Here is a 20,899-nt window from a genome sequence, read left to right on the forward strand (position 1 = left end):
GCTCTGACGGCGAACCCGCCCAGCGCAGCTGCCGGCAATTGCCGGTGGCGAATGCACTTCCTTTGGAACGACGGCGTCGACGCGGCACTCCACGACAATGCCTAGGGTGACATTACGATGACACCGCTCGGACGTGAGCTGCGCAGCCTCGCTCGGCAGATAGCGGATCACGCATCGCGGGCGGGCGATATTGAGGATCAACAGTCTCGTCGGCAGGAGCTTGAGCGCAAGCTCGCGAGCGCTGGTACGACACTGAAGGAGATTGCGAAAGCTGCCGGTGTGAGCCGATTCACGGTGCATGTGTGGATGCGGCAAGCCCACATGGGCCTGTATCCGACGCTCTAGCAAGGCGGGCATAGCCGATGTGACAGAAGCGATCGGTCACGCCAGATTGGCCGATCTGCTCTCAGTCAAACTGCCGGTTGCAGCCGATTGAGCAGCGGTCAACGATGTTGCCTGCGGAGCCCGGGGTGAGGCTCCCGCAGGGAGGTCCGGCCCATGGCGACGACCGGCGAATGGTCATATGACCGGTATCGCGAGGGCACGGCGCCCCTTCCTCGGCCGAATCTCGCATGGAACACCTACGGCGAGGGGGTCGAGAGCATCGGACGCGAGGGGCGCCCTGAGCCGGTCGACTTCCCGGCGCCGGCGCCCGATCAGCTGCTGGTGCGGGTGGACGCTGTCGGCCTCTGCTTCTCAGACGTGAAGCTGATCCGGCTCGGCTCGGAGCATCCCAAGCTGTATGGCCGCGATCTGTCGGTCGACCCCATTCGCCTCGGCCATGAGGCAACGGTGACGGTCATCGAGGTCGGACACGACCTCGCCGGGAGCTACCGCACCGGTGATCGCCTCGCGATCCAGCCGGACATCTACCTGGACGGCCGCAGCACCGCCTACGGCTACACGATCCCCGGAGGATTGATCCAGTACCACCTGATCGGCCCTGAGATCCTCGCTGCGGACGGCGTCTCGTACGTCATCCCGGTTGCTGAGGGCATCGGGTACGCGGCAGCGGCGCTGTCGGAGCCTTGGGCATGCGTGGAAGCCGCGTACACGCAGCGTCGCCGGCTGTGGCCGCGCAGCGGCGGAACGGCGTGGGTCGTCGGCCGCCCCGATGACCGGCACAGCTACGACTTCGGCGAGACGCTGCGGGATGCTGCCCGCGTCGTGTTGACCGGTCTGAGCCCCGGCGCCGCCGACGCAGTGCTCGACTCGATCGGCCCGCAGACTGAGACGTCGGTCGTCAACGCCATCCAGTCGACGGAGTACGCATCGCTTGTCGAACGTGAGACCGGCGGCGAGGGCTTCGACGACATCGTTCTCCTCGACCCGGACTCCGCTGCCCAGGTGACCGAGATCGCACGGCACATCGCTTTTCGCGGCACGCTCAACCTCGTCGGCGAGCGCCCGCTCGACGGCCCGTCATCGATCGACTTCGGCCGCCTGCACTACGACTACACGGCCTTCTTCGGCACCCGCGGCCCGAATATTGCGCACAGCTACGGCGAGCAGCGGAATCGCTGCGACCTGCGTCCCGGCGGGTTGGCCGTGTTCGTCGGTGCGGGCGGGCCGATGGGCCAGATGCACGTGCAGCGCGCGCTCGAGAAGGCTGACGGCCCCAGCGTCGTCATCGGCATCGATCCCGACCAAGAGCGGCTCGATGTGCTGCAGGCTTCACTCGGCCCGGTTGCGGAACGCTCGCGTACCCAGCTCATCGTGCTGAACGCCGATGCGTCTGAGCCGAGCGTGCGCGAACTGGTCGACCGGCATTCGGACGGAGCCGGCGCCGACGATGTGATTGTGACCGTGCCGGTGGCGTCGGTCATGGCTTCGGCGGCGCAATTGATGAGCGCTGACGGGATGCTCGTGTTCTTTGCCGGTGTGGCGAACGGCACCACAGGGCCGCTCGACATGAGCGCGGTGTATCTGGGCAATGCCCAGTACACCGGCACATCGGGCTCGACGCTCGGCGACCAGGCGCTCGTGCTCGACAAGACCGCGCAGGGCTCGCTGTCGCCCGACCTGAACCTGGCCGCGGTCGGCGGAATCGAGGCGGGGCGCGACGGCGTGCAGGCGATGCTCGACGGCCGGTTCGCCGGCAAGATCGTCATTTTTCCCCAGGTCTCCGGCATGCCGCTGCTCGGACTCGACGAGCTGTCCGACAAGTACCCGGAGATCGGGAGTGCCTTGGGGCCGCAGGGCCAGTGGACAGCCGAGGCTGAGCGACGACTCATCGAGGCGTATGGCGTCGTAGAGGAATCGTGATCACGACGCTGACCCCGAACCCGAGCTTCGACCGGACGCTGCGCGTCAATGCGCTCGAACGAGGCGAGGTCCACCGGGCATCGCTCGTACGCGTCGAGTGCGCCGGCAAGGGAGTCAACGTCGCCCGTGCGCTTGCCGTCAACGAGCATCCGGCTCGGGCCGTGTTTCCGGCCAACGACGACGATTTCGCTGCCTTCGATGCTGCGTTGGCCGCGACGGGGGTGACGTCGCAGGCGGTCCGGATACGTGGATCCATCCGAAGCAACATCACGGTGGTAGAGCCTGACGGCACCACCACCAAGATCAACGAGCCAGGGCCGGAACTCAACGCCGCGGAGGCCGGCGAGCTGATACGCGCTGCGGCGGCCGGTTCGGGCTCGGGCTGGCTCATTGCCAGCGGGAGCTTGGCGCCCAGCACACCAACGGATTTCTATGCCCAACTCGCTGCATCGCTCCCCGACTCGGCGCATCGGCTTGCCGTGGATTCCAGCGGCCAGCCACTCGAGCTGCTCATCGGAACGCCGTGTGCCGTGGTGAAGCCGAATCTCAGCGAGCTGGTTCACCTCACACGTCGGCACATGTGCACGGTGGGCGAGGTTGTCGACGCCGCCATAGAGTTGCGCGACGCCGGCTGGGCCTCGGTGTTGGTCAGTCTCGGCCGCTTCGGGGCTGTGTTGGTGAGCGATGAGATCGCCTACGGAACCGTCTCCGTGACCGACGTGCGCAACACGGTCGGGGCGGGCGATGCACTCCTGGCCGGCTTCATCGCAGCAGGCGGACGCGGCGCGACCGCTCTCGCTGAAGGGCTCGCCTGGGCCGGAGCCGCGGTGAGATCTGTGGGCACGGCGGGTGCCCGGGTCAGCGGCGAAGGTCGACGTGCGGTAGCCGTGTCGCAGTGCGTGCCGCGAAGATTGACGGTGACGGCATGAAGTCGCCATTAGGCCAGCGAGACGCCGCGTGCCGGTGACATGAAGACGGCGGAGGCATGGGCATGAACGAGCAGTTTCCGCTGCCGATCTCGGCGATGCTCCGGGGCGGAATCGCGGGGTACGTCAAGAACCTCGTGCCGCTCACGGCTGCTGCTGCGGTGACCTTCAGCGTGTCTGGATTGTTCGGATACTGGGCGCAGGCGTCGAGAGCTGGCGGGGCGGAGAACGAGCTGACCGCGTCGTATGTCGCTCTGTATCTCATCGGCCTCGTGCTGGCGGGCACGGTCTCGTTGCCGTGGTTCGCCTATGCCCTTGACGCTGCTCGCGGTTATTCCGCCGACATCGCCGCGCCGTGGCGCAGCGGCAGGATGTTCGCCGCGCAGTTCGTGTGCTCGGTCTTCTTCTGGGCGGGGTTCTTGCTCGGTGCGATGCTGTTTGCCATCCCGTCGATCTTGGCGGTCCTCTTCTACGGCTTCTCTGGCTACGTCGTCGCTGACCGGGCAGCGAAAGGCGGCCTGCGAGCGCTGGGCACCAGCGTGCGTCTGGGCACCAAGCGCCGGATCGCGCTCTTCGCGATCATGGCGCTGTTCGCTGCGTTCAATCTGCTGGCCGCAATCCCGATGGGATACGGAGTGTCGCTGGTGACCGTGGTGCTCACGCTCGCCCTGCTGACCGTCACTGCCAGCATCACGCTCGTGAGCTGGGCATGCCTCTACGACGTCTTGACCGAGCGATTGGGCGATCAATGAGCGAATCTCCGGAGATCCGGCTTGGCGGCTCGCCAGCCTCGGCGGGCATCGCCGTCGGGCCGGCGATCGTCATCGACCCGCAGGCGGTTGTGGTGCCCGATCTCGCAGATCCCGCTGCAGCGTTCGCCACTGCCAGTGCGGCGGTGAGTGAGCAGCTCGGGGCAATGTGCGAGACGGCGCGAACCTCAGGGCGCTCCGAAGCTGCCGATGTGCTCGAGGCTCAAGCGCTCATGGCGCAGGACCCGATGCTGGCCGACGCCGTGGCCGCCGCGCTCGACACGGGTGCCGGGCTCGACGCAGCGCTGCAGCAGGCACGCCAGCAGATCGAAGAGCTGTTTGCGGCCATCGACGATCCGTACATCGCGGCACGCGCCCAAGACGTCGTCGAGGTCACCAACCGGATCCGGCATCAGCTCGCCGGCGTCGACGTGCCCGACTTGGGCCAGATCGACGTGCCGTCGGTGCTGGTGGCGCGGGAGCTGACAGCCGCAGACACAGCGGCGCTCGATTCCGAGACCGTCCTCGGCTTCGTGACCGAGGCCGGCGGGCCGACCTCTCACGTTGCCATCATCGCTCGATCGCTCGGCGTGGCAGCGGTGGTGGGCGCCGCAGGCATCGTCGAACGCACGCAAGCAGGCGACCCGATCGCCATCGACGGCGCGACGGGCGACATCGTCGTCTGCCCGACTGACGCGACGGTCGACGACTTCGCATCGCGCCGCGAGGCCTTCGAGGCTGCTGTCGCCGCTGCCGATCGGTTCCGGGGAATCAGCGTGGCTCTCGGCGAGCATCCGGTCCAGGTGCCCGCCAACGTGGGATCGCGCGATGACGTCGAGCGTGCTGTAGCGGCCGCATCGGAGGGCATTGGCCTGCTGCGAACGGAGTTCCTGTTTCTGGATCGATCCGATGCGCCCGGCGAGGAGGAGCAATTCGACTTCTACTCCTTTGCCGGTTCGAGCTTCAGCGATCCGGTCGTTATCAGGACCTTTGACATCGGGGGGGACAAGCCGGCGCCGTACCTCAACATCGCGGAAGAGGAGAATCCGTTCCTCGGTGTACGCGGTGCGCGTCTCTACAGCCAGTTCCCCGAAGTGTTCGAGACGCAGGTGCGAGCGATCCTGCGAGCTGCGGTCGACACCCAGGTCTGGCTGATGCTTCCCATGGTCTCCACGGTCACCGAGATACGTGCACTGCGCGACCGGATCACCGAGATTTCGGCCGGGTTGACGGCACGTGGCACCCGTCACGACATGCCGCCGATCGGGATCATGGTGGAAGTCCCTTCAGTGGCACTCGTGGCCGATGCCGTGGCGCCGCACGTCGACTTCTTCTCGATCGGCACCAACGACCTCACGCAGTACGTCATGGCCGCCGACCGCACCAACACCGGACTCGACGATCTCCAGGACCCGCTCCATCCTGCGGTGCTTGCCCTGTGCGAGCGCACGGTGGCCGCAGCCAAGCGCCACGGCATCAGCGTTTCGGTCTGCGGTCTGGCTGCAGCCGACCCGCTCGGCGCGGCGGTGTTCGCTGCCATGGGCGTCGACAAGCTCTCGGTCAGCCCGCGCACGGTCAACATCGTGAAAGCCGCAATTGCGGCAACTGATGCGTGGACAGCCGAGGTGATGGTTCGGGCAGCACTTGCGGCGGCAACGGCTGACGAAGCTCGCAGCGTCATTGCCGACCCGGCGGGCAGCTCATGACGGCCCTGCTCGACACGCGTGCCCTGCGGATCACCCGGTGGCTGCTGCAGCAGGACCAGCCCCGCAGCACTGCCGCGCTCGCCTCAGATCTTGGACTGAGCCAGCGCGTCGTGCGTTACCGCCTCGACCAGGTCGAGCACTTCCTGCAGGCGTGCGGTGCCGAACTGGCGCGCAAGCGGGGTCAAGGCTTGCTCGTCACCGCCTCGCCCGATGTGCGCTCCAAGATCGCCGCTGACATCCGGTCTTTGCCGGAGGTGCCGCGGGTCTATGCCCCGCCTGAACGGGCCCGGATTCTCCTCGCGGCGCTGCTGTGGGAGGCGCCGGACGTGGTGTCTCTTGAGGAGCTGCACCTGGAACTGGAGGTGTCGAAGACGTCGGCCCGACGCGACTTGCAGAGGTGTGAACCGTGGCTCGAGCGCAACGGGCTTCCGCTGGTGCGGCGCGCCGGCCGCGGCATCTCTGTCGTCGGTACCGAACGGCGCATCCGCCGCGTCACCGTGCAGCTCATTCTCGAAGCGATCCCCGAAGAGGTCCTGCACCTGCAGCTCGCTGAAGCGCCCTCTGCCGCGCAACAGGCGACCGCGCGGGTACCGATCGGCCTGCTGGAACGGATATTCACGCTTCCCCTCGTCGAGACCGCCGCGCTCGTCCGGGCCAGCGCGCTCGGCCAGACCCTCACCACCGGCCGCAGCGACGCGGTATTCGCGCTGTACCTCGCCGTGTCGGTGGCCAGGATCCGCGCAGGACGAAGCGTGGCACTCGATGCCGGCGTGCATCGCTCGGCGATGGATCACCCCATCGCCCGCAGCGTTGCGACCATCGTTCCGAGCTTGGAACAGCTCGCTGGCACCAGCCTGCCCGCTGCGGAGGTGGCGACAATCACCGAATATCTGCTCGGCCTCGATGCCCTGGACACCGTGCGTCCGGGTTCCGAGGGTGTCGCCGACAGCCTCCTCGACGAGATCATGCGGCTCGCCGGCGACAGGCTGCACACTGCCCTCGTCGACGACTCCGAACTCAGGCGCGGATTGGCATCTCACCTCGAGCGTCTCGGTGTTCGCCTGCGCTATGGATTGCCCATCCACAATCCGCTGCTTGACGAGGTGCGAGAGCGCTATCCGGACGTCTATGCCGTTGCTGCGGAGATGGCGTCGCTGCTTACCGAGGCAATGCACGTGGCGGTTGCCGAAGACGAGATCGGCTTTATCACCATGTACGTCTCGGGTGCCATGGAGCGAGCCAGGCTCCGGCCGAGGCGGCGCGCTCTTGTCGTGTGCCCCAGCGGGATGGCCACGGTCTGGGTGCTCGTCTCGCGGATCAAGTCTGAGTTCCCGGAATTGGACCTCGTCGAGGTCCTGTCCGAGCGAGGCTTCGAAGATCTCCGACACGATGACTTCGACCTGGTCATCTCGACGGTGCCGCTGAGGGCGAGTGATGTGCCTGTGGTGGTGGTCAGCCCCTTGCTGTCAACCACCGACGTCGCCCAGGTCGCGCAGTACGCCTGATCGCTCCGTCGCAGTCGGCCGCCGTTGTGGCCGATTGGCGCTGTGACACCGTGCCGCGCGGGCACCGAAATGTCGTTGTCGACCGGTGCCGAATTGGCAGTAGAGCCGGGCGGATCCCAAGGGCAAATATGTTCCAATCGCCTGAAGCAAGGGGGGTTCTACGCATGCTTCAACGTGTTCAACGATTCGGCGGCTTCCTATCCAGCATGGTCATACCGAACATCGGTGCGTTCATGGCGTGGGGGTTGATCACCAGCCTGTTCATTCCGACGGGTTGGCTAGCCAAGACCAGCCTTGACTGGGACTGGGATGCCCTTACCGGCAACATTGTCGGCCCGATGATCGTGTACCTGCTGCCGGTGCTCGTCGCATACACCGGCGGCAAACTGATCCACGGTCACCGTGGCGGCGTGCTCGGCGCCGTTGCGGTCCTCGGTGTCATCGGGGGCGCATCTTTCGAATTGGCATCTGGTGCCTCGGCCCAGAATGTGCCGCAGTTCCTCGGCGCAATGATTGTCGGCCCGCTTGCGGGCTATGTGATGAGGGAAGTCGACAAGTGGCTTGAGGACAAGCGTCCTGCCGGCTTCGAGATGCTCATCAACAACTTCTCGCAGGCTATTTCTGGTCTCTTCTTGGCGTTGCTGGGCTACTTGGTTATCGGGCCGATTACATCAAGCATCGCCAACGCGTTCGGCAACATGGTCGAGGGTCTCAGCGATGCCGGCTTGTTGCCGCTCATGGATCTGCCCATCGAAGTCGGCAAGGTGTTGTTCCTCAACAACGCCATCAACCACGGGGTGCTCACACCGCTGGGCACCACTGACGTGGCGGAGACCGGCCGCTCCATTTACTACATGCTCGAGTCGAATCCCGGACCTGGTCTGGGGCTGCTGCTCGCGTACTGGTTTGCTGGCAAGGGGCTGGCCAAGCTGTCCGCTCCAGGTGCCATCGTCATCCACTTCTTCGGCGGCATCCACGAGGTGTACTTCCCGTACGTCCTGATGAACCCGGTGATGATCGGCGCCATGTGGGCAGGCGGCATCGTGGCGGACATCGTGTTCGTGATCTTCGATGCAGGCCTGACCGGGCCACCGTCGCCAGGCAGCATCTTCGCCTACTTCTCGTTCTTGCCATCCAACGGAGGAGCGGTTGCAGGTGTGCTGCTAGGTATCGCCGCAGGGGCTGCGGCTGCATTCATCGTCGGCTCGATTCTGTTGAAACTGTTCCCGGTCCCTGAGATCGACGACAGCGACGACGACACCTCGCTCGACGACGCCATGGAGGGTGTCCCGCTGAACTGAGATGCCGCGGAGGTTGCGCTGACCCCCAGTTGGGCGCAGCCTGAGGAGGCCGGGGCGGTTCAGGATGGCTGACCGCCCCGGTCCTCCTATTCTCGTCGGCACCAACCGGAGGTCAAAGATGACGGAGCGAGTCAGCAAGACGGCGAGCGACGTGAAGCTGATTGTGTTCGCCTGCGAGGCAGGCATGGGCAGCAGCCTGATGGGTGCGAATCAGCTGAAGAAGCTGGTCAAGAAGGCCAAGCTCGACATCACCGTGGTGCATCAGCCAGTAGGGCAGCTGTCAGAAGATGCGGACGTGATCGTGGTCCATCAAGGTCTCGCGAAGCAGGCCAAGGAGAAGGTCCCTACGGCGGCCATCGTGCCGTTCATTCTGTTCGTGAATGACCCGTCGGTGAAGCAGCTCGTCGCAACGCTGAAGGCCGGTGATCCGGTCGTGTCGAAGATCTGAGCGCTGACGTGGACGACAGTGCAGAGGACGGACTTGGGTCTGTCCTGACCCGAGCGGACGTTGTGCTCGGGTGCCGAGCGAGTTCCATGGACGAGGCCATCGAGCATTCGGGCAGCCTGCTCGTGAATCGTGGTTCGGTGACGCCCGAGTACGTCGACGGGATGAAGCACCGGGAACGAGTTGTCTCCACCTACCTGGGCAACGGCGTCGCCCTGCCTCATGGTGTCAACGAGAGCAAGGACTTCATCCGGTCCACGGGAATCGTGGTCGCCCAGTATCCCGAGGGCGTCGACTGGGGCCCGGGAACGGCGTATCTAGTGGTCGGACTTGCGGCGGTCGGCGATGATCACGTGCGCGTCCTGTCGCAACTGGCCGAGATACTGCAGGACGAAGAACTCTGCGAGCAGCTTGCGCAGTCAAGCGATGCCGATTTTGTCTACGACCAACTGAGCGCCGCACCGCCTGTCGACGACTGAGCACGGCGAAGATTGAAGGCAGAAACTGGAGACCCCGATGGACTCAGTGTTCGCCGAAGTGGTCATCACCAATCCCCATGGTTTGCACGCACGGCCTGCTGCGGTCATGGTCGAGAGGCTGAAGACCTTCGATGCGGAAGTCAGGATCGAAGCCGGCCAGAAGGCCGCCAACGCGGTGAGCATCATGAGCGTGCTCGCGCTTGGAGCAGGACCCGGTGACACTGCACGTGTCCACTCAGAAGGACCTCAGGCCGAGGCCGCGCTTGAGGCTGTCGTGGCCATTCTCACCGAGGAGGAGTGACATGAGCAGGCTCGATCGTGACGCACTGGTCGCCGCTGTAGCGGAGGCGGTCGGGGCGTCAGCGGACGACTCAGGCGCGGCCGACCTCGTGTTCGAAAAGGGCTCCATCGTCGTCGCAGCGAGCGCGGAGGAACTGAAGGGCGCCTTCAAGCGTGTGAAGAAGATCGATGGCTACCGATGGGTGGCCATCAACCGTGCCGACCTGTTCGGCGCGAACCCGCTTTCCTTGGGGTCCAAGGCCGGAATCATCGATGCTCACGGCGAGATCCTCAAGAACGCGGACATACCTCGCAAGAAGGTCTGAGAATCGGCGCAGGGTGGCGCGAAGTCGCTAGCGTTGCGGTCCGTGTCCGACCTCTTGCGGAGCTATCTGACTGTCGCGATCTTCGGCACAGCGGCAGTCCTGATGGCCTTCACGATGTTCGGAGTCGCACGAGTCCTGCGGCCCCAGCGACCGACGCCCCAGAAGCTCATCGCGTATGAGAGCGGCGTAGATCCGGTAGGCAGCGACTGGACCCAGAGCCAGATCCGCTACTACGTCTTCGCGGTGCTCTTTGTCTTGTTCGACGTGGAGGCCGTGTTCATCTTTCCTTGGGCGACGCGGCTCGAGGTCTATGCCCTGTTCGGCCTGGTCGAGATGGCAATTTTCATCTTCATCCTGGTGCTGGGCCTGTTCTACGCATGGCGCAAGGGCGTCCTGCGCTGGGTCTGAGGGGCTGAGGGAATCCCACGATGGCACTGGTCGACAAGGTCAAACTGCCCAAGCCGCTCACCTGGCTGCTGAACTTCGGCCGGGCCCGCTCGCTGTGGGTGTACCAGTGGGGCCTGGCCTGCTGTGCCATCGAGATGGGTGCCGCGTTCGGTTCTCCCCGGTACGACGTGATGCGGCTCGGGGTCATCCCGTTCCCTGCCAGCCCGCGCCAGGCCGACCTGGTGGTGATCTCCGGCACCGTGACCGACAAAATGGCGCCGGTCATCCGCCGCCTGTACGAGCAGATGCCCGAGCCCAAGTACGTCATCTCGATGGGCTCGTGCGCCAACTGCGGCGGGCCCTACTGGGACAGCTACTCGGTCACCAAGGGCGTGGATCAGGTCATCCCGGTTGACGTGTACGTGCCCGGCTGCCCGCCACGACCCGAAGCACTGCTGGAAGGCATCGTGCTGCTGCAGGAACGCATCCAGCGCGAAGACATGCAGGAACGCTGGCGAGGCGAGCCGATAGTGGTGCCGCCCTCGGCACCATCATCAACACGTGTGCCGGCGGGATCGGCACAGGCGTAGACATGGCGGACGAAACCGGCGAGGACGCAGCGGAGCCAGGTGACGAGGCGCGTGAAGCGCTCGCCGCCGAGCTGTCCGAGCTGCTCGGCGACGCGATGGTGGAATTCCACGTCGAAGCAGGGCAGAACCTTTGGCTGCGCGTTGACGTCGCGCAGTGGCATGCCGCGATGACGGCGCTGCGCGATGCCGGTTTCTCCTACTTCGGCTTCCTCTCCGCCATCGACTGGACCGATGCGCCCGAAGGCCGCTACGAGGACACTGAGTTCGACGCCGCGGGGGTCGGGCAGGATGACGAAGCCGCCAGCGCCACCGCCGAGGAGACGGTGCGGCACGGAGGCGGCGAGACACGCTTCCAATTGCTGGCGCAGTTGCACTCGCCGACCCGCCACGCCGCTGTCCTCATCAAGGCCGACCTGGCGGAGGTCGCCGACAGCGATGGGCGCAGTACGCCTGAGGCGGTGCCGTCGATCATCGATGTCTTCGCCGGTGCCGACTGGCATGAACGCGAGGCCCACGAGATGTTCGGCCTCGTCTTCGACGGGCACCCGAATCTGGCACACATCTACCTGCCCACCGAATTCGAGGGCCACCCCCTGCGCAAAGATTTCCCGCTGCTGGCGCGTGCGGTCAAGCCGTGGCCCGGCGTCGTCGATATCGAAGAGATCCCGCCGGAGCTCGAAGCCCAGCTTGAGGCCGAGGTGATGGCCGAGTTCGAGGCATCGGGAGCGGGCGCATGAGCGCTGCAACGGCGACTGACCTGCGCTCACAGCAGGCCTACGTGGCGGCCCAGGCCGCGGATGCCCGCGTCAACGTCGAGCTGGACACCGGCGACATGACGCTGAACATCGGCCCGCAGCACCCCGCCACGCACGGCACGCTGCGCATCGCCTGCCAACTCGACGGCGAGCAGGTCATTTCGGCCGAGCCGCTGATGGGCTACATGCACCGCGGCTACGAGAAGCTGTGCGAGGTCCGCACCTACCCGCAGTGCACCACGCTGATCAACCGCATCGACTGGCTGGGCAGTTTTGCCAACGAGGTGCCGTTCATCCTGGCGGCCGAGCAGCTGATGGGGGTGGAGGCCCCGCCCCGTGCCCAGTGGATCCGCACCATCCTGTTCGAGCTGAGCCGCATCGCGAACGTGTCGCTGTTCCTCGGCGACATGGGCGTGCAGGTCGGCGCGCTCACCCCGGTGTTCTTCGCCTTCCGCGACCGCGAGCGGGTGCTCAATCAGATCGAAGAGGTCACCGGCGGCCGCTTCCACCCCAACTTCGACCGCATCGGCGGCCTGAAGGACGACATCCCCCGCGGCTGGATCGCCGAGACGCACGCCGTCATGGCCAAGATGCGCGGTTTCTGCGACGAGATGGAAGACCTGCTCATGGGCAACGAGATCTTCCAGACGCGCTGCCGCAGCGTCGGCGTGATCCCGGGCGACGTGGCGCTCAGCTACGGCCTGTCGGGCGCCAACCTCCGAGCCAGCGGCGTCGACTGGGACCTGCGCCGCGACGCAAACCCGGGCCTCGCCTGGGACCAGGTCGACTGGCGGGTCTGGACTCACCCCGACGGTGACTCGTTCGCCCGCTACTGGGTGCGCCTGCAGGAGACCCGCGAGGCCACCAAGATCGTCGACCAGCTGCTCGACGGCATCCCCTCGGGCCCGATCATGGCCAAGGTGCCGCGCATCATCAAGGTGCCCGCCGGTGAGGCCTACGTCTCCACGGAGAACCCGCTGGGCGAGATGGGCTACTACGTGGTGTCCAAGGGCGGTCTAGGCCCGTTCCGGGTGAAGATCCGCACGCCCAGCTTCAGCAACATCTCGGTCGTGCCGTGGGTGATGCGAGGCACCTACGTGCCCGACATCATCACCATCCTCGGCTCGCTGTACTTCATCCTCGGGGATATCGACCGGTGACGGACCTGCTGGGACTGGCGTACTGGGCGGAGACCAGCATCAAGCTGGGCGTCGCGCTCATCGTCATACCCACAGCCGCACTCATGCTGGGCTACCTGTTCCTGTTGAAGATGATGGCGTTCATGCAGAGCCGGCTGGGCCCCCAGGACGTGGGCCCCTACGGCACGCTGCAGCTCATCGCCGACGCGGTCAAGTTCCTCCAGAAGGAGGACATCCACCCCGCCGCCGCCGACCGGCGCGTGTTCCGGGCGGCCCCCGTGGTGGTGCTGGCCTCGTCATTCCTGCTGTTCGTGGTGCTGCCCACGGGCCCCGATGCCGTGGTGGAGAACCTGGACACCGGGATCTTCTACGCGATGGCGGTGTCGTCGCTGTCGGTGCTGGGCGTGCTGATGGCCGGCTGGGCGTCAGCCAACAAGTACGCACTGCTCGGCGGCCTGCGAGCGGCGGGCCAGCTCATTGCGTACGAGCTGCCGCTGATCCTCGCCGTCATGGGCGTGGTCATCCAGGCCGACTCGCTCAACTTGCAGCAGATCGTCCGAGCCCAGGCGGAGGGCGAGATCTTCGGCTTCGGCCTCATCGGCAACCCGTTCATCCTGACGCAGTTCGTCGGCTTTCTGATTTTCATGATCGCCGCCCAGGCCGAGCTGACCCAGACGCCGTTCGACATGCCCGTGGCCGAGACCGAGCTGGTCGGCGGCTTCCACGTGGAGTACACGGGCTTCCGCTTCCTGCTGTTCTTCATGGCCGAAGTGGCCACGGCATTCGCCTTCTCGGCGCTCGCCACCGTGATGTTCCTGGGCGGCTGGTGGATCCCGGGCTTCGACTTCGATGCCCCGGTGCTGAACGTGCTCGGACCCGTGGTGATGCTCGTCAAGATCCTGCTGGTGGCTTTCGTCATCTTCTGGATCCGCTTCACCTACCCACGCCTGCGCGAGGACCAGCTGCAGAAGTTCGCGTGGAAGGTCCTCATCCCGCTCTCGCTCGCCAACATTGTCGTGACGGGCATTTTCAAGGTGGTGCTCTAGATGCCACAGCTCCCCGGATTGCTGAAGGGCCTCGGCGTGACGGCGCGCACCGCCATGCGCACGCTGTTCCCCAAGCGCGGCCTGCGCACGCTCATCCCGGCGCCGCAGCAAGGCTCGGTCACCGTGCAGTACCCGCACGAGAAGGAAGCGCCGCCCGATCGGGCACGGGGCGTGATCGCCCTGCACGAGGAGAACTGCACCGCCTGCATGCTGTGCTCGCGTTCCTGCCCCGACTGGTGCATCTACATCGAGGGCCACAAGGTGAAGGCGCCGCCCCGGCGAGCCGGTGGCGCGGTGCGCTCGGTCAACGTGGTCGACCGCTTCGACATCGACTACGCGCTGTGCATGTACTGCGGCATCTGCGTGGAGGTGTGCCCGTTCGACGCGCTGTTCTGGACGCCCGAGTACGAGTACTCCGAGCCTCATATCGCCGACTTGCTGCACGACCGGATCCGCCTCAGCGAGTGGATGGAGACCGTGCCCGAGTTCTTGGATTACGAGCCCGGCTCGGAGCAGAAGGTGCGCAAGGTTCCCGAGTTCGGCTCTGATGACTTCGCGCCGGCGCGCAAGCTCGAGGCCGGGAGCTAGGCCGCCCGATGGTTGCGCAGAACATCGCCTTCGGGATCATCGCGGCCATCACCGTGCTGGCCGCGCTCGGCATGGTGACGACGCGCAACATCGTGCACGCAGCCCTGTTCCTGGTGATGGTGCTGGGCGGTCTTGCGGCCAACTATGTGCTGCTGACAGCCGAGTTCATCGCCACCACGCAGGTGCTGGTCTACATCGGCGCCGTGATGGTGCTGTTCCTGTTCGGCATCATGCTGACCCGGGCGCCGATCGGGCGAATACCCCAGATGACCGGGGCCACCTGGCCGGTTGCCGCGCTGTCGGCGCTGGCCTTGGGCGGCATCACCGTGTACGCCCTGATCGACCGCTACGGCACCGATTCGCTGGCCACCGACAACACGGTGTTCCGCACCGCTGATGTGTCCGACTCGGTCTTCTCGCAGTACATCATCCCGTTCGAAGCCGTCTCGGTGCTGCTGCTAGCTGCGCTGATCGGCGCCGTCGTGCTGGCACGGCGCGACTGAGGGGCCGTGATGGACGAAGCAGTGATCCGGGCCACGGCAGCGGGCTCGACGGCGCTGGACGCCAGGAAAGTCAGCTCATGCTGCTGAACCAGTTCCTGCTGCTCGGTGCGGTGCTGTTCGCCGTCGGCGTCTATGGCGTGCTGGCGCGCCGCAACGGCGTGATGGTGCTGATGTCGATCGAGCTGATGCTCAACGCCGTCAACCTCAACCTGGTGGCGTTCGGGCTGCAGCACGACGTGGTGTCGGGGCAGGTCTTCGCCCTGTTCATCATTGCGGTGGCAGCGGCCGAGGTCGGCGTGGGCCTGGCCATCGTGCTGCTGCTGTACCGCAACCGCAAGTCGATCGCGGTCGACGAGTTCGACCTGATGAAGGGCTGAGCGCCGGCGTATGTGGATCCTCGAGAACGCCTTCCTCATCCCGCTGATCCCGGCGATCTCCTTCGTCGTCATCCTGCTGTTCGGCCGAAGCGTCATTGGCGCAGAGCGGGTCCAGAAGGTGGGCATCACTGCGATCGGCATCGTGTGGATCCTCTCGATGATCGCCGCGGTCTCGTGGATCACCCGGGTGGAGGACAGCACCTCGTCAAAGGACGGCAAGGCCGAACACGCACTCGTCGACGTACATGAGGGGCTGAGCGCAACGGCAGCCACCGGCGTCGACGGCGAGCTGCATTTCGCCGCCGAAGACGACGGCCACGGTGGTGACGGGCATGGCTACGCCACCACCGAGCCCGTCATCTCTGAGGTCGACGGCTGGTGGTCGAGCGGTGGCGTTCCCTTTGCTGTGGGAACGCTGGTGGATGGCCAGACCGTGCTGCTGCTGGTGGTCGTCACGTCGATCTCACTGCTGGTGCATATCTATTCCAGCGAGTACCTGAAGGGCGACCGGCGATTCGTCCACTACTACGCCTTCCTGAGCTTGTTCACCGCCTCGATGCTCTTCTTCGTCATGGCCCAGAACCTGGTCCAGATGATCGTGGGCTGGGAGTTGGTGGGCGTGTGCAGCTTTGTGCTCATCGGGCACTGGTGGGAGGAACGACCGAACACCGATGCGGCCGTGAAGGCCTTCCTGACCAATCGCGTCGGCGATATCGGCCTGCTGGTGGGCGTCGCGATCCTGTTCGGCACCTTCAAGACATTCGACATCCACGAGATCAACACGATGGCCGGCCCGGAGGACCACTTCGCCCTGCTGATCGCCTCGATTGCGCTCATGGCAGCGGTGTGCTCCAAGTCGGGCCAGTTCCCGCTGCACACGTGGCTGCCCGATGCCATGGCCGGGCCCACGCCAGTCTCGGCGCTGATCCATGCCGCGACGATGGTCGTGGCGGGCGTGTTCATGATCGGCCGCCTCTACCCAGTCTTCTACGAGGGCTTCTCCATCGGCACCTCCTCGATCAACCTGATGGCGTTCATCGGCGGCTTCACGGCGCTGGCCGGCGCCGGGCTGGCCTTCGCTCAGTGGGACATCAAGAAGGTGCTGGCCTACAGCACCGTGAGCCAGCTTGGCTACATGGTGATGGCGCTGGGCGTGGGTGCGTGGACCGCGGCCATGTTCCACCTGTTCACGCATGCCTTCTTCAAGGCCTGCCTGTTCCTGGGGGCCGGCTCGGTCAGCCATGCGGCGCACCACACCTTCGACATGCGTGAGATGGGCGGCCTGCGCAAGTACATGCCGCACACCTACAAGACGTTTGTGATCTCGACGCTGGCGCTGGCCGGCATTTTCCCCTTCGCCGGATTCTGGTCGAAGGACGAGATCTTGCTGGGGGCGCTCGCCGGGCAACAGAACGCATACCCGCTCATGCTCATCTTCGGCTGCGTCGTGGCATTGCTGACCGCCGCCTACATGACCCGGGTCATCTGGTACACGTTCTGGGGCGAATACCGGGGTCACGGCCACCCGCACGAGTCGCCCAAGGTGATGACGGTGCCGCTGTGGATCCTGGCGGTCATGGCGGTGGTGGCGGGCGCATTCAACCTGCCGACGCCGGTGCTCGAGATCGTCGGTCTTGAAGGCCTCGCGCATCTGGTGCAGACCTACGCCGAGCCCACGCACTACCTGAATGCGATCGGGCTGTCGCATCCCGATCCGTCGCTGTGGCTGGCGCTCGTGGGCCTCGCGCTCGCGCTGGGCGGCATCGCCGTCGCGTTCCTGTACTTCTGGCGCAACACCGGTCCGCACGGACTGACCGAGCGGAACCGCTACGCCAAAGCGGGGTACACGTTCCTCGAGCAGAAGTACTACCTCGACCACCTCTACACCGACATCGTGGTGGGCTCGATCAAGGCGCCGATCGCCCGAGCCGCCAACTGGGTCAACAACAACGTGATCGACAAGGTGGTCAACACCGCCGGCGAGGGGGCTCGCGACAGCGGCCGCTGGGTGTACCGCTGGATCGACCAGGGCACTATCGACAACACCGTCAACGCGCTCGGCAGCGGTGCCGATGCCGGCGGTCAGGGTCTGCGGGTGATGCAGACCGGCAGGGTCCAGAACTACGGCTCGCTGCTGTTCGGCACAGCGGCCGTAGTCGCCATCGTGTTCGTGATCGTGCTGTGAGCAGTGCAATGAATCAGAGAAGAACGACGCAACCGACGAGCCCGCCGTCAGTGAAATCGGGCCGTAACCGAGAGGGAGCTTGCTAGTGGACGCAGCATCTGGATTCGACGCTTGGGCGCTGACGCTTGCGGTGTTCCTGCCCGCCGTCGGCGCACTCGTGATGATGCTGGTGCCGCGCGCCCGCGAATTCGAGCTGAAGACGATCGCGCTCGTGGCCTCGCTGGCCTCGCTGGCAGTAGGGGTGTACCTGTTGGCCGCGTTTGACTACAGCGACGCCGGTTCGCTGCAGTTCGGGGTGTCCAAGGGCTGGATCGACGCGATCAACGCCGACTACATCCTGGGTCTCGACGGGCTGTCGCTGCCGCTGCTGATCCTGTCGATGGTGATCATCCCGCTGTGCGTGATCTATTCGTGGGAGCACATCCCCGAGCCGGGCAACGCCAAGGCCTTCCTGATCCTGATGCTGATCCTGGCATCGGGCATGAACGGCACCTTCGTGGCGCAGGACCTCATCCTGTTCTTCGTCTTCTTCGAGGTCGTGCTGCTGCCGATGTACTTCATGATCGGTGTGTGGGGCGGCGAGAACCGTCGCTACGCCTCGCTGAAGTTCTTCCTGTTCACGCTGTTCGGCTCGGCGCTGATGATCGTGAGCTTCGTGGCGCTGTTCTTCGTGGCCACCAACGATGCCGGGACGGCGCTGAACACGTTCAACATGCACGAGCTGGCTAAGGCCGCCGGCGGCGACCTGGCCCGCGGCACCCAGGCGATCATCTTCGCCGGCCTGTTCATGGGCTTCGGCATCAAGGTGCCGATGTTCCCGTTCCACACGTGGCTGCCCGACGCGCACACCGAGGCACCCACCGTGGGCTCGGTGATCTTGGCGGCCATCTTGCTGAAGCTCGGCACATACGGATTCGTGCGGATCGCGCTGCCGTTCCTGCCCGAGGGCGCCGCGGCGTGGGCACCGTGGATCGGCCTGCTGGCGGTGATCGGCATCATCTACGGCGCCTTGGGCTGCCTGGCGCAGACCGACATGAAGCGGCTGATCGCCTTCAGCTCGGTGGCCCACATGGGCTTCGTGATGCTGGGCATCGCCACGCTCACCCCGATCGGCATCAATGCCGCCGTGTTCGGCATGGTGGCCCACGGGATCATCACCGGGATGCTCTTCTTCCTGGCTGGCTCGGTGAAGGAGCGCTACCACACGCTCGAGATCAGCCGGTTGGGCGGCCTGCTGAAGTCGGCGCCTCGCATGGGCTGGATCCTGGCCATCTCGGCGATGGCGTCGCTGGGCCTGCCCGGCTTGGCCGGATTCTGGGGCGAGTTCCCGGCCATCCTCTCGGCCTACAACCCCGGTGCGGGTCTGTCCGAGGAGACCTTCCGCACCTACATGGTGATCGCCGCCGTGGGCACGGTGTTTGCCGCCGGGTACCTGCTGTGGCTGTTCCAGCGCAGTGCCTTCGGCGAACCCAAGCCTGAATGGGAAGGCCACACGATCGCCGATGTCAATCGCTACGAGTGGGCGGCGTGGACACCGCTCATCATCGCGATGGTGCTCTTCGGCTGGGTCCCCGGATTGATCTTCGGCGTGGTCGATGACGTGTCGGTGAACATCGCCGAGAGCATCAGCGCAGCGGTGCTCGGGAGCTGACGATGAACCTGGGGGCACTTCTCGCGTTTGTGCGGCCGGATCTTGACTGGCATGCGCTCGCGCCCGAATTGACCCTGCTGGCGGTCGGCACGCTCGTGACCGTCGCTGACATTGCGTTCGACGACAAGGCCAAGCGGATAATGCCGACGCTGACCGGCGTCGGCCTGCTGGTCACGCTGGTGCCGATTCTGACCTTGGCAGCCGATGGCGCCGAGCGACCCATGTTCGGCGGGGCCTACGTCGTCGATGACTTCTCGCTGGTGCTCAAGGCGCTGTTCATCCTGGCCGGGTACCTGGTGGTGCTGATGTCGGTCGACTACGTGCGCGAGGGCGACTACTACGAGAACGAGTACTACACGCTGCTGCTGACGTCGCTGCTGGGCATGATCATGATGGCCAGCTCGCGCGACCTGGTCAGCGTGTTCGTGGCGCTGGAGCTGCTGTCGATTCCCGCGTACATGCTGGCGGCGTGGCGCAAGGGCGGGCCCCGGTCCAACGAGGCCGGCCTGAAGTACTACCTGATGGGGGTGTTTGCCACCGCAGTGATGCTGTATGGCATGTCGCTGGTGTTCGGCGTAGCCGGCGACACCGATTTCGGGACGATTGCCGCAGCGCTGACCGGGGAGGGCACCAGCCCGATTGTCATCGTGGCGATTCTGTTCGTGCTGATCGGCTTTGCCTTCAAAGTGTCGGCCGTGCCGTTCCACACGTGGGCGCCCGATACCTACGAGGGTGCTCCCACGCCGGTGACGGCGTTCCTGTCGGTGGCGTCGAAGGCAGCCGGCTTTGTGGCGCTGTTGGGGCTGGTGTTCGTGGCCTTCGAGGGGGCCGCCGACGTGGTGCAGCCGTTCTTCTGGGTACTGGCCGCGGTGACGATGACCGTGGGCAATCTCATCGCACTGCGTCAGACGAACATCGTGCGGATGCTGGCCTACTCGGGTGTCGCCCAAGGCGGCTTCATGCTGGTGCCCTTCGCCGTGGCGTTCGAAGGCGATGCGTGGACAGTCCCCGGCACCGACATCACGACCAACGTGCTGCCTAGCGCGTACGAGGCGATCATCGTCTACGCCATCATCTACGCCTTCATGAACCTGGGCGCATTCAGCGTGGTGCTCGCAGTGTCACGGCGGACCCGCTCTGGCGCCATCTCGAGCTACGGCGGGCTGTTCAGCTACGCGCCTGGCATGGCGGTGCTGATGACGCTGTTCCTGGCGGCGCTGGCGGGCATACCGCCGGCGGGCGGCTGGTTCGCCAAGTTCGTGATCTTCCGGGCGCTGGCCGATGCCAGCACGCCGGCAGGCTGGGTGCTTGCCGTCATCGTGGCCGTCAACGCGGTGATCGCGTTCGGCTACTACGCCCGGGTGTTGGTGCAGATGTGGTTCCAGCCGGTGCCCGAGATGGTCTCGCTGGGCGTCGATTCCGGTGGCGACGACGGCGACGAACCCGATCTTGACGAAGCGACCGGGTCGGCCGATGCCGATCACGACGACCACGGTGCCGGCTTCCTGGCGACCGAGAAGCGCCAGATGACGATGGTGAGCTTCACGCCCGGTCCGATCCCGATGACGGGAGCGCTGGCGGCTGCGCTGGCCATCACAGCAATCGCCACGCTCGCGCTGGGAATCTTCCCCGGCCTCGTCAGCCACTTCGGCGACGTCGCCACGTTCCACTTCGGCGGCTGAGCACAGGCACGCCGC

Annotated in this window: 21 protein-coding genes and 1 pseudogene; all 22 read left to right on the plus strand. The window is 65.6% G+C overall.

The window, feature by feature from the left end; all coding sequences use genetic code 11:
- The first annotated feature begins 117 nt into the window (after window positions 1-117).
- Complete coding sequence (locus ACOGXE_RS09250) at window positions 118-345, plus strand: hypothetical protein (RefSeq protein ID WP_419930641.1); 228 nt, start codon at window positions 118-120, stop codon at window positions 343-345.
- Window positions 346-498: 153 nt separating this feature from the next.
- On the plus strand, window positions 499-2,265 hold the full coding sequence (locus tag ACOGXE_RS09255) for an alcohol dehydrogenase catalytic domain-containing protein (RefSeq protein WP_419930642.1): 1,767 nt from the start codon (window positions 499-501) through the stop codon (window positions 2,263-2,265).
- Window positions 2,262-3,194 carry a 1-phosphofructokinase family hexose kinase gene (locus tag ACOGXE_RS09260; protein ID WP_419930643.1) on the plus strand — a complete coding sequence of 311 codons (933 nt, stop codon included), beginning with the start codon at window positions 2,262-2,264 and terminating at the stop codon, window positions 3,192-3,194. The genes ACOGXE_RS09255 and ACOGXE_RS09260 overlap by 4 nt, the downstream gene beginning before the upstream one ends.
- Window positions 3,195-3,256: 62 nt before the next feature.
- A complete protein-coding gene (locus ACOGXE_RS09265) occupies window positions 3,257-3,943 on the plus strand; it encodes a hypothetical protein (protein WP_419930644.1) in 687 nt (228 codons plus the stop codon).
- The gene (ptsP, locus tag ACOGXE_RS09270) at window positions 3,940-5,646 is read left to right on the plus strand and encodes a phosphoenolpyruvate--protein phosphotransferase (protein WP_419930645.1); all 1,707 of its coding nucleotides are present in this window, start codon (window positions 3,940-3,942) and stop codon (window positions 5,644-5,646) included. Before ACOGXE_RS09265 ends, ptsP begins: the two co-directional genes overlap by 4 nt.
- A complete protein-coding gene (locus ACOGXE_RS09275; RefSeq protein ID WP_419930646.1) occupies window positions 5,643-7,151 on the plus strand; it encodes a BglG family transcription antiterminator in 1,509 nt (502 codons plus the stop codon). Before ptsP ends, ACOGXE_RS09275 begins: the two co-directional genes overlap by 4 nt.
- Window positions 7,152-7,357: 206 nt before the next feature.
- Window positions 7,358-8,452, plus strand: coding sequence for a PTS transporter subunit EIIC (locus ACOGXE_RS09280; protein WP_419930647.1), 1,095 nt, complete (start codon window positions 7,358-7,360; stop codon window positions 8,450-8,452).
- Between the two features lie 64 nt (window positions 8,453-8,516).
- A complete protein-coding gene (locus ACOGXE_RS09285; protein ID WP_419930648.1) occupies window positions 8,517-8,900 on the plus strand; it encodes a hypothetical protein in 384 nt (127 codons plus the stop codon).
- A gap of 8 nt (window positions 8,901-8,908) precedes the next feature.
- Complete coding sequence (locus ACOGXE_RS09290) at window positions 8,909-9,376, plus strand: PTS sugar transporter subunit IIA (protein ID WP_419930649.1); 468 nt, start codon at window positions 8,909-8,911, stop codon at window positions 9,374-9,376.
- A 37-nt stretch (window positions 9,377-9,413) separates the two neighbouring features.
- Window positions 9,414-9,677, plus strand: a complete 264-nt coding sequence (locus ACOGXE_RS09295) for an HPr family phosphocarrier protein (protein ID WP_419930650.1) — start codon at window positions 9,414-9,416, stop codon at window positions 9,675-9,677.
- A gap of 1 nt (window position 9,678) precedes the next feature.
- Window positions 9,679-9,981, plus strand: coding sequence for a hypothetical protein (locus ACOGXE_RS09300; RefSeq protein WP_419930651.1), 303 nt, complete (start codon window positions 9,679-9,681; stop codon window positions 9,979-9,981).
- Window positions 9,982-10,023: 42 nt separating this feature from the next.
- The gene (locus ACOGXE_RS09305) at window positions 10,024-10,389 is read left to right on the plus strand and encodes an NADH-quinone oxidoreductase subunit A (RefSeq protein ID WP_419930652.1); all 366 of its coding nucleotides are present in this window, start codon (window positions 10,024-10,026) and stop codon (window positions 10,387-10,389) included.
- Window positions 10,390-10,409: 20 nt separating this feature from the next.
- On the plus strand, window positions 10,410-10,958 hold the full coding sequence (locus ACOGXE_RS09310) for an NADH-quinone oxidoreductase subunit B (RefSeq protein WP_419930653.1): 549 nt from the start codon (window positions 10,410-10,412) through the stop codon (window positions 10,956-10,958).
- A gap of 95 nt (window positions 10,959-11,053) precedes the next feature.
- Window positions 11,054-11,602: pseudogene (locus ACOGXE_RS09315) on the plus strand (NADH-quinone oxidoreductase subunit C); the annotation flags it as partial.
- A gap of 89 nt (window positions 11,603-11,691) precedes the next feature.
- Complete coding sequence (locus ACOGXE_RS09320) at window positions 11,692-12,873, plus strand: NADH-quinone oxidoreductase subunit D (RefSeq protein ID WP_419930654.1); 1,182 nt, start codon at window positions 11,692-11,694, stop codon at window positions 12,871-12,873.
- Complete coding sequence (gene nuoH / locus ACOGXE_RS09325; protein ID WP_419863466.1) at window positions 12,870-13,898, plus strand: NADH-quinone oxidoreductase subunit NuoH; 1,029 nt, start codon at window positions 12,870-12,872, stop codon at window positions 13,896-13,898. Before ACOGXE_RS09320 ends, nuoH begins: the two co-directional genes overlap by 4 nt.
- The gene (locus ACOGXE_RS09330; protein ID WP_419930655.1) at window positions 13,899-14,486 is read left to right on the plus strand and encodes a NuoI/complex I 23 kDa subunit family protein; all 588 of its coding nucleotides are present in this window, start codon (window positions 13,899-13,901) and stop codon (window positions 14,484-14,486) included.
- Window positions 14,487-14,494: 8 nt separating this feature from the next.
- Window positions 14,495-14,989 (plus strand): NADH-quinone oxidoreductase subunit J, encoded by a 495-nt coding sequence (locus ACOGXE_RS09335; RefSeq protein ID WP_419930656.1) that lies wholly within the window; start codon window positions 14,495-14,497, stop codon window positions 14,987-14,989.
- Between the two features lie 77 nt (window positions 14,990-15,066).
- Window positions 15,067-15,366, plus strand: coding sequence for an NADH-quinone oxidoreductase subunit NuoK (gene nuoK / locus ACOGXE_RS09340; protein ID WP_419930657.1), 300 nt, complete (start codon window positions 15,067-15,069; stop codon window positions 15,364-15,366).
- A 10-nt stretch (window positions 15,367-15,376) separates the two neighbouring features.
- A complete protein-coding gene (gene nuoL / locus ACOGXE_RS09345; protein ID WP_419930658.1) occupies window positions 15,377-17,551 on the plus strand; it encodes an NADH-quinone oxidoreductase subunit L in 2,175 nt (724 codons plus the stop codon).
- 85 nt (window positions 17,552-17,636) lie between these two features.
- On the plus strand, window positions 17,637-19,202 hold the full coding sequence (locus ACOGXE_RS09350; RefSeq protein ID WP_419930659.1) for a complex I subunit 4 family protein: 1,566 nt from the start codon (window positions 17,637-17,639) through the stop codon (window positions 19,200-19,202).
- Between the two features lie 2 nt (window positions 19,203-19,204).
- Window positions 19,205-20,884, plus strand: coding sequence for an NADH-quinone oxidoreductase subunit N (locus ACOGXE_RS09355; RefSeq protein WP_419930660.1), 1,680 nt, complete (start codon window positions 19,205-19,207; stop codon window positions 20,882-20,884).
- Window positions 20,885-20,899 lie beyond the last annotated feature (15 nt).

The organism is Candidatus Poriferisodalis sp., from assembly GCF_965208555.1.
GTDB lineage: Bacteria > Actinomycetota > Acidimicrobiia > Acidimicrobiales > Poriferisodalaceae > Poriferisodalis.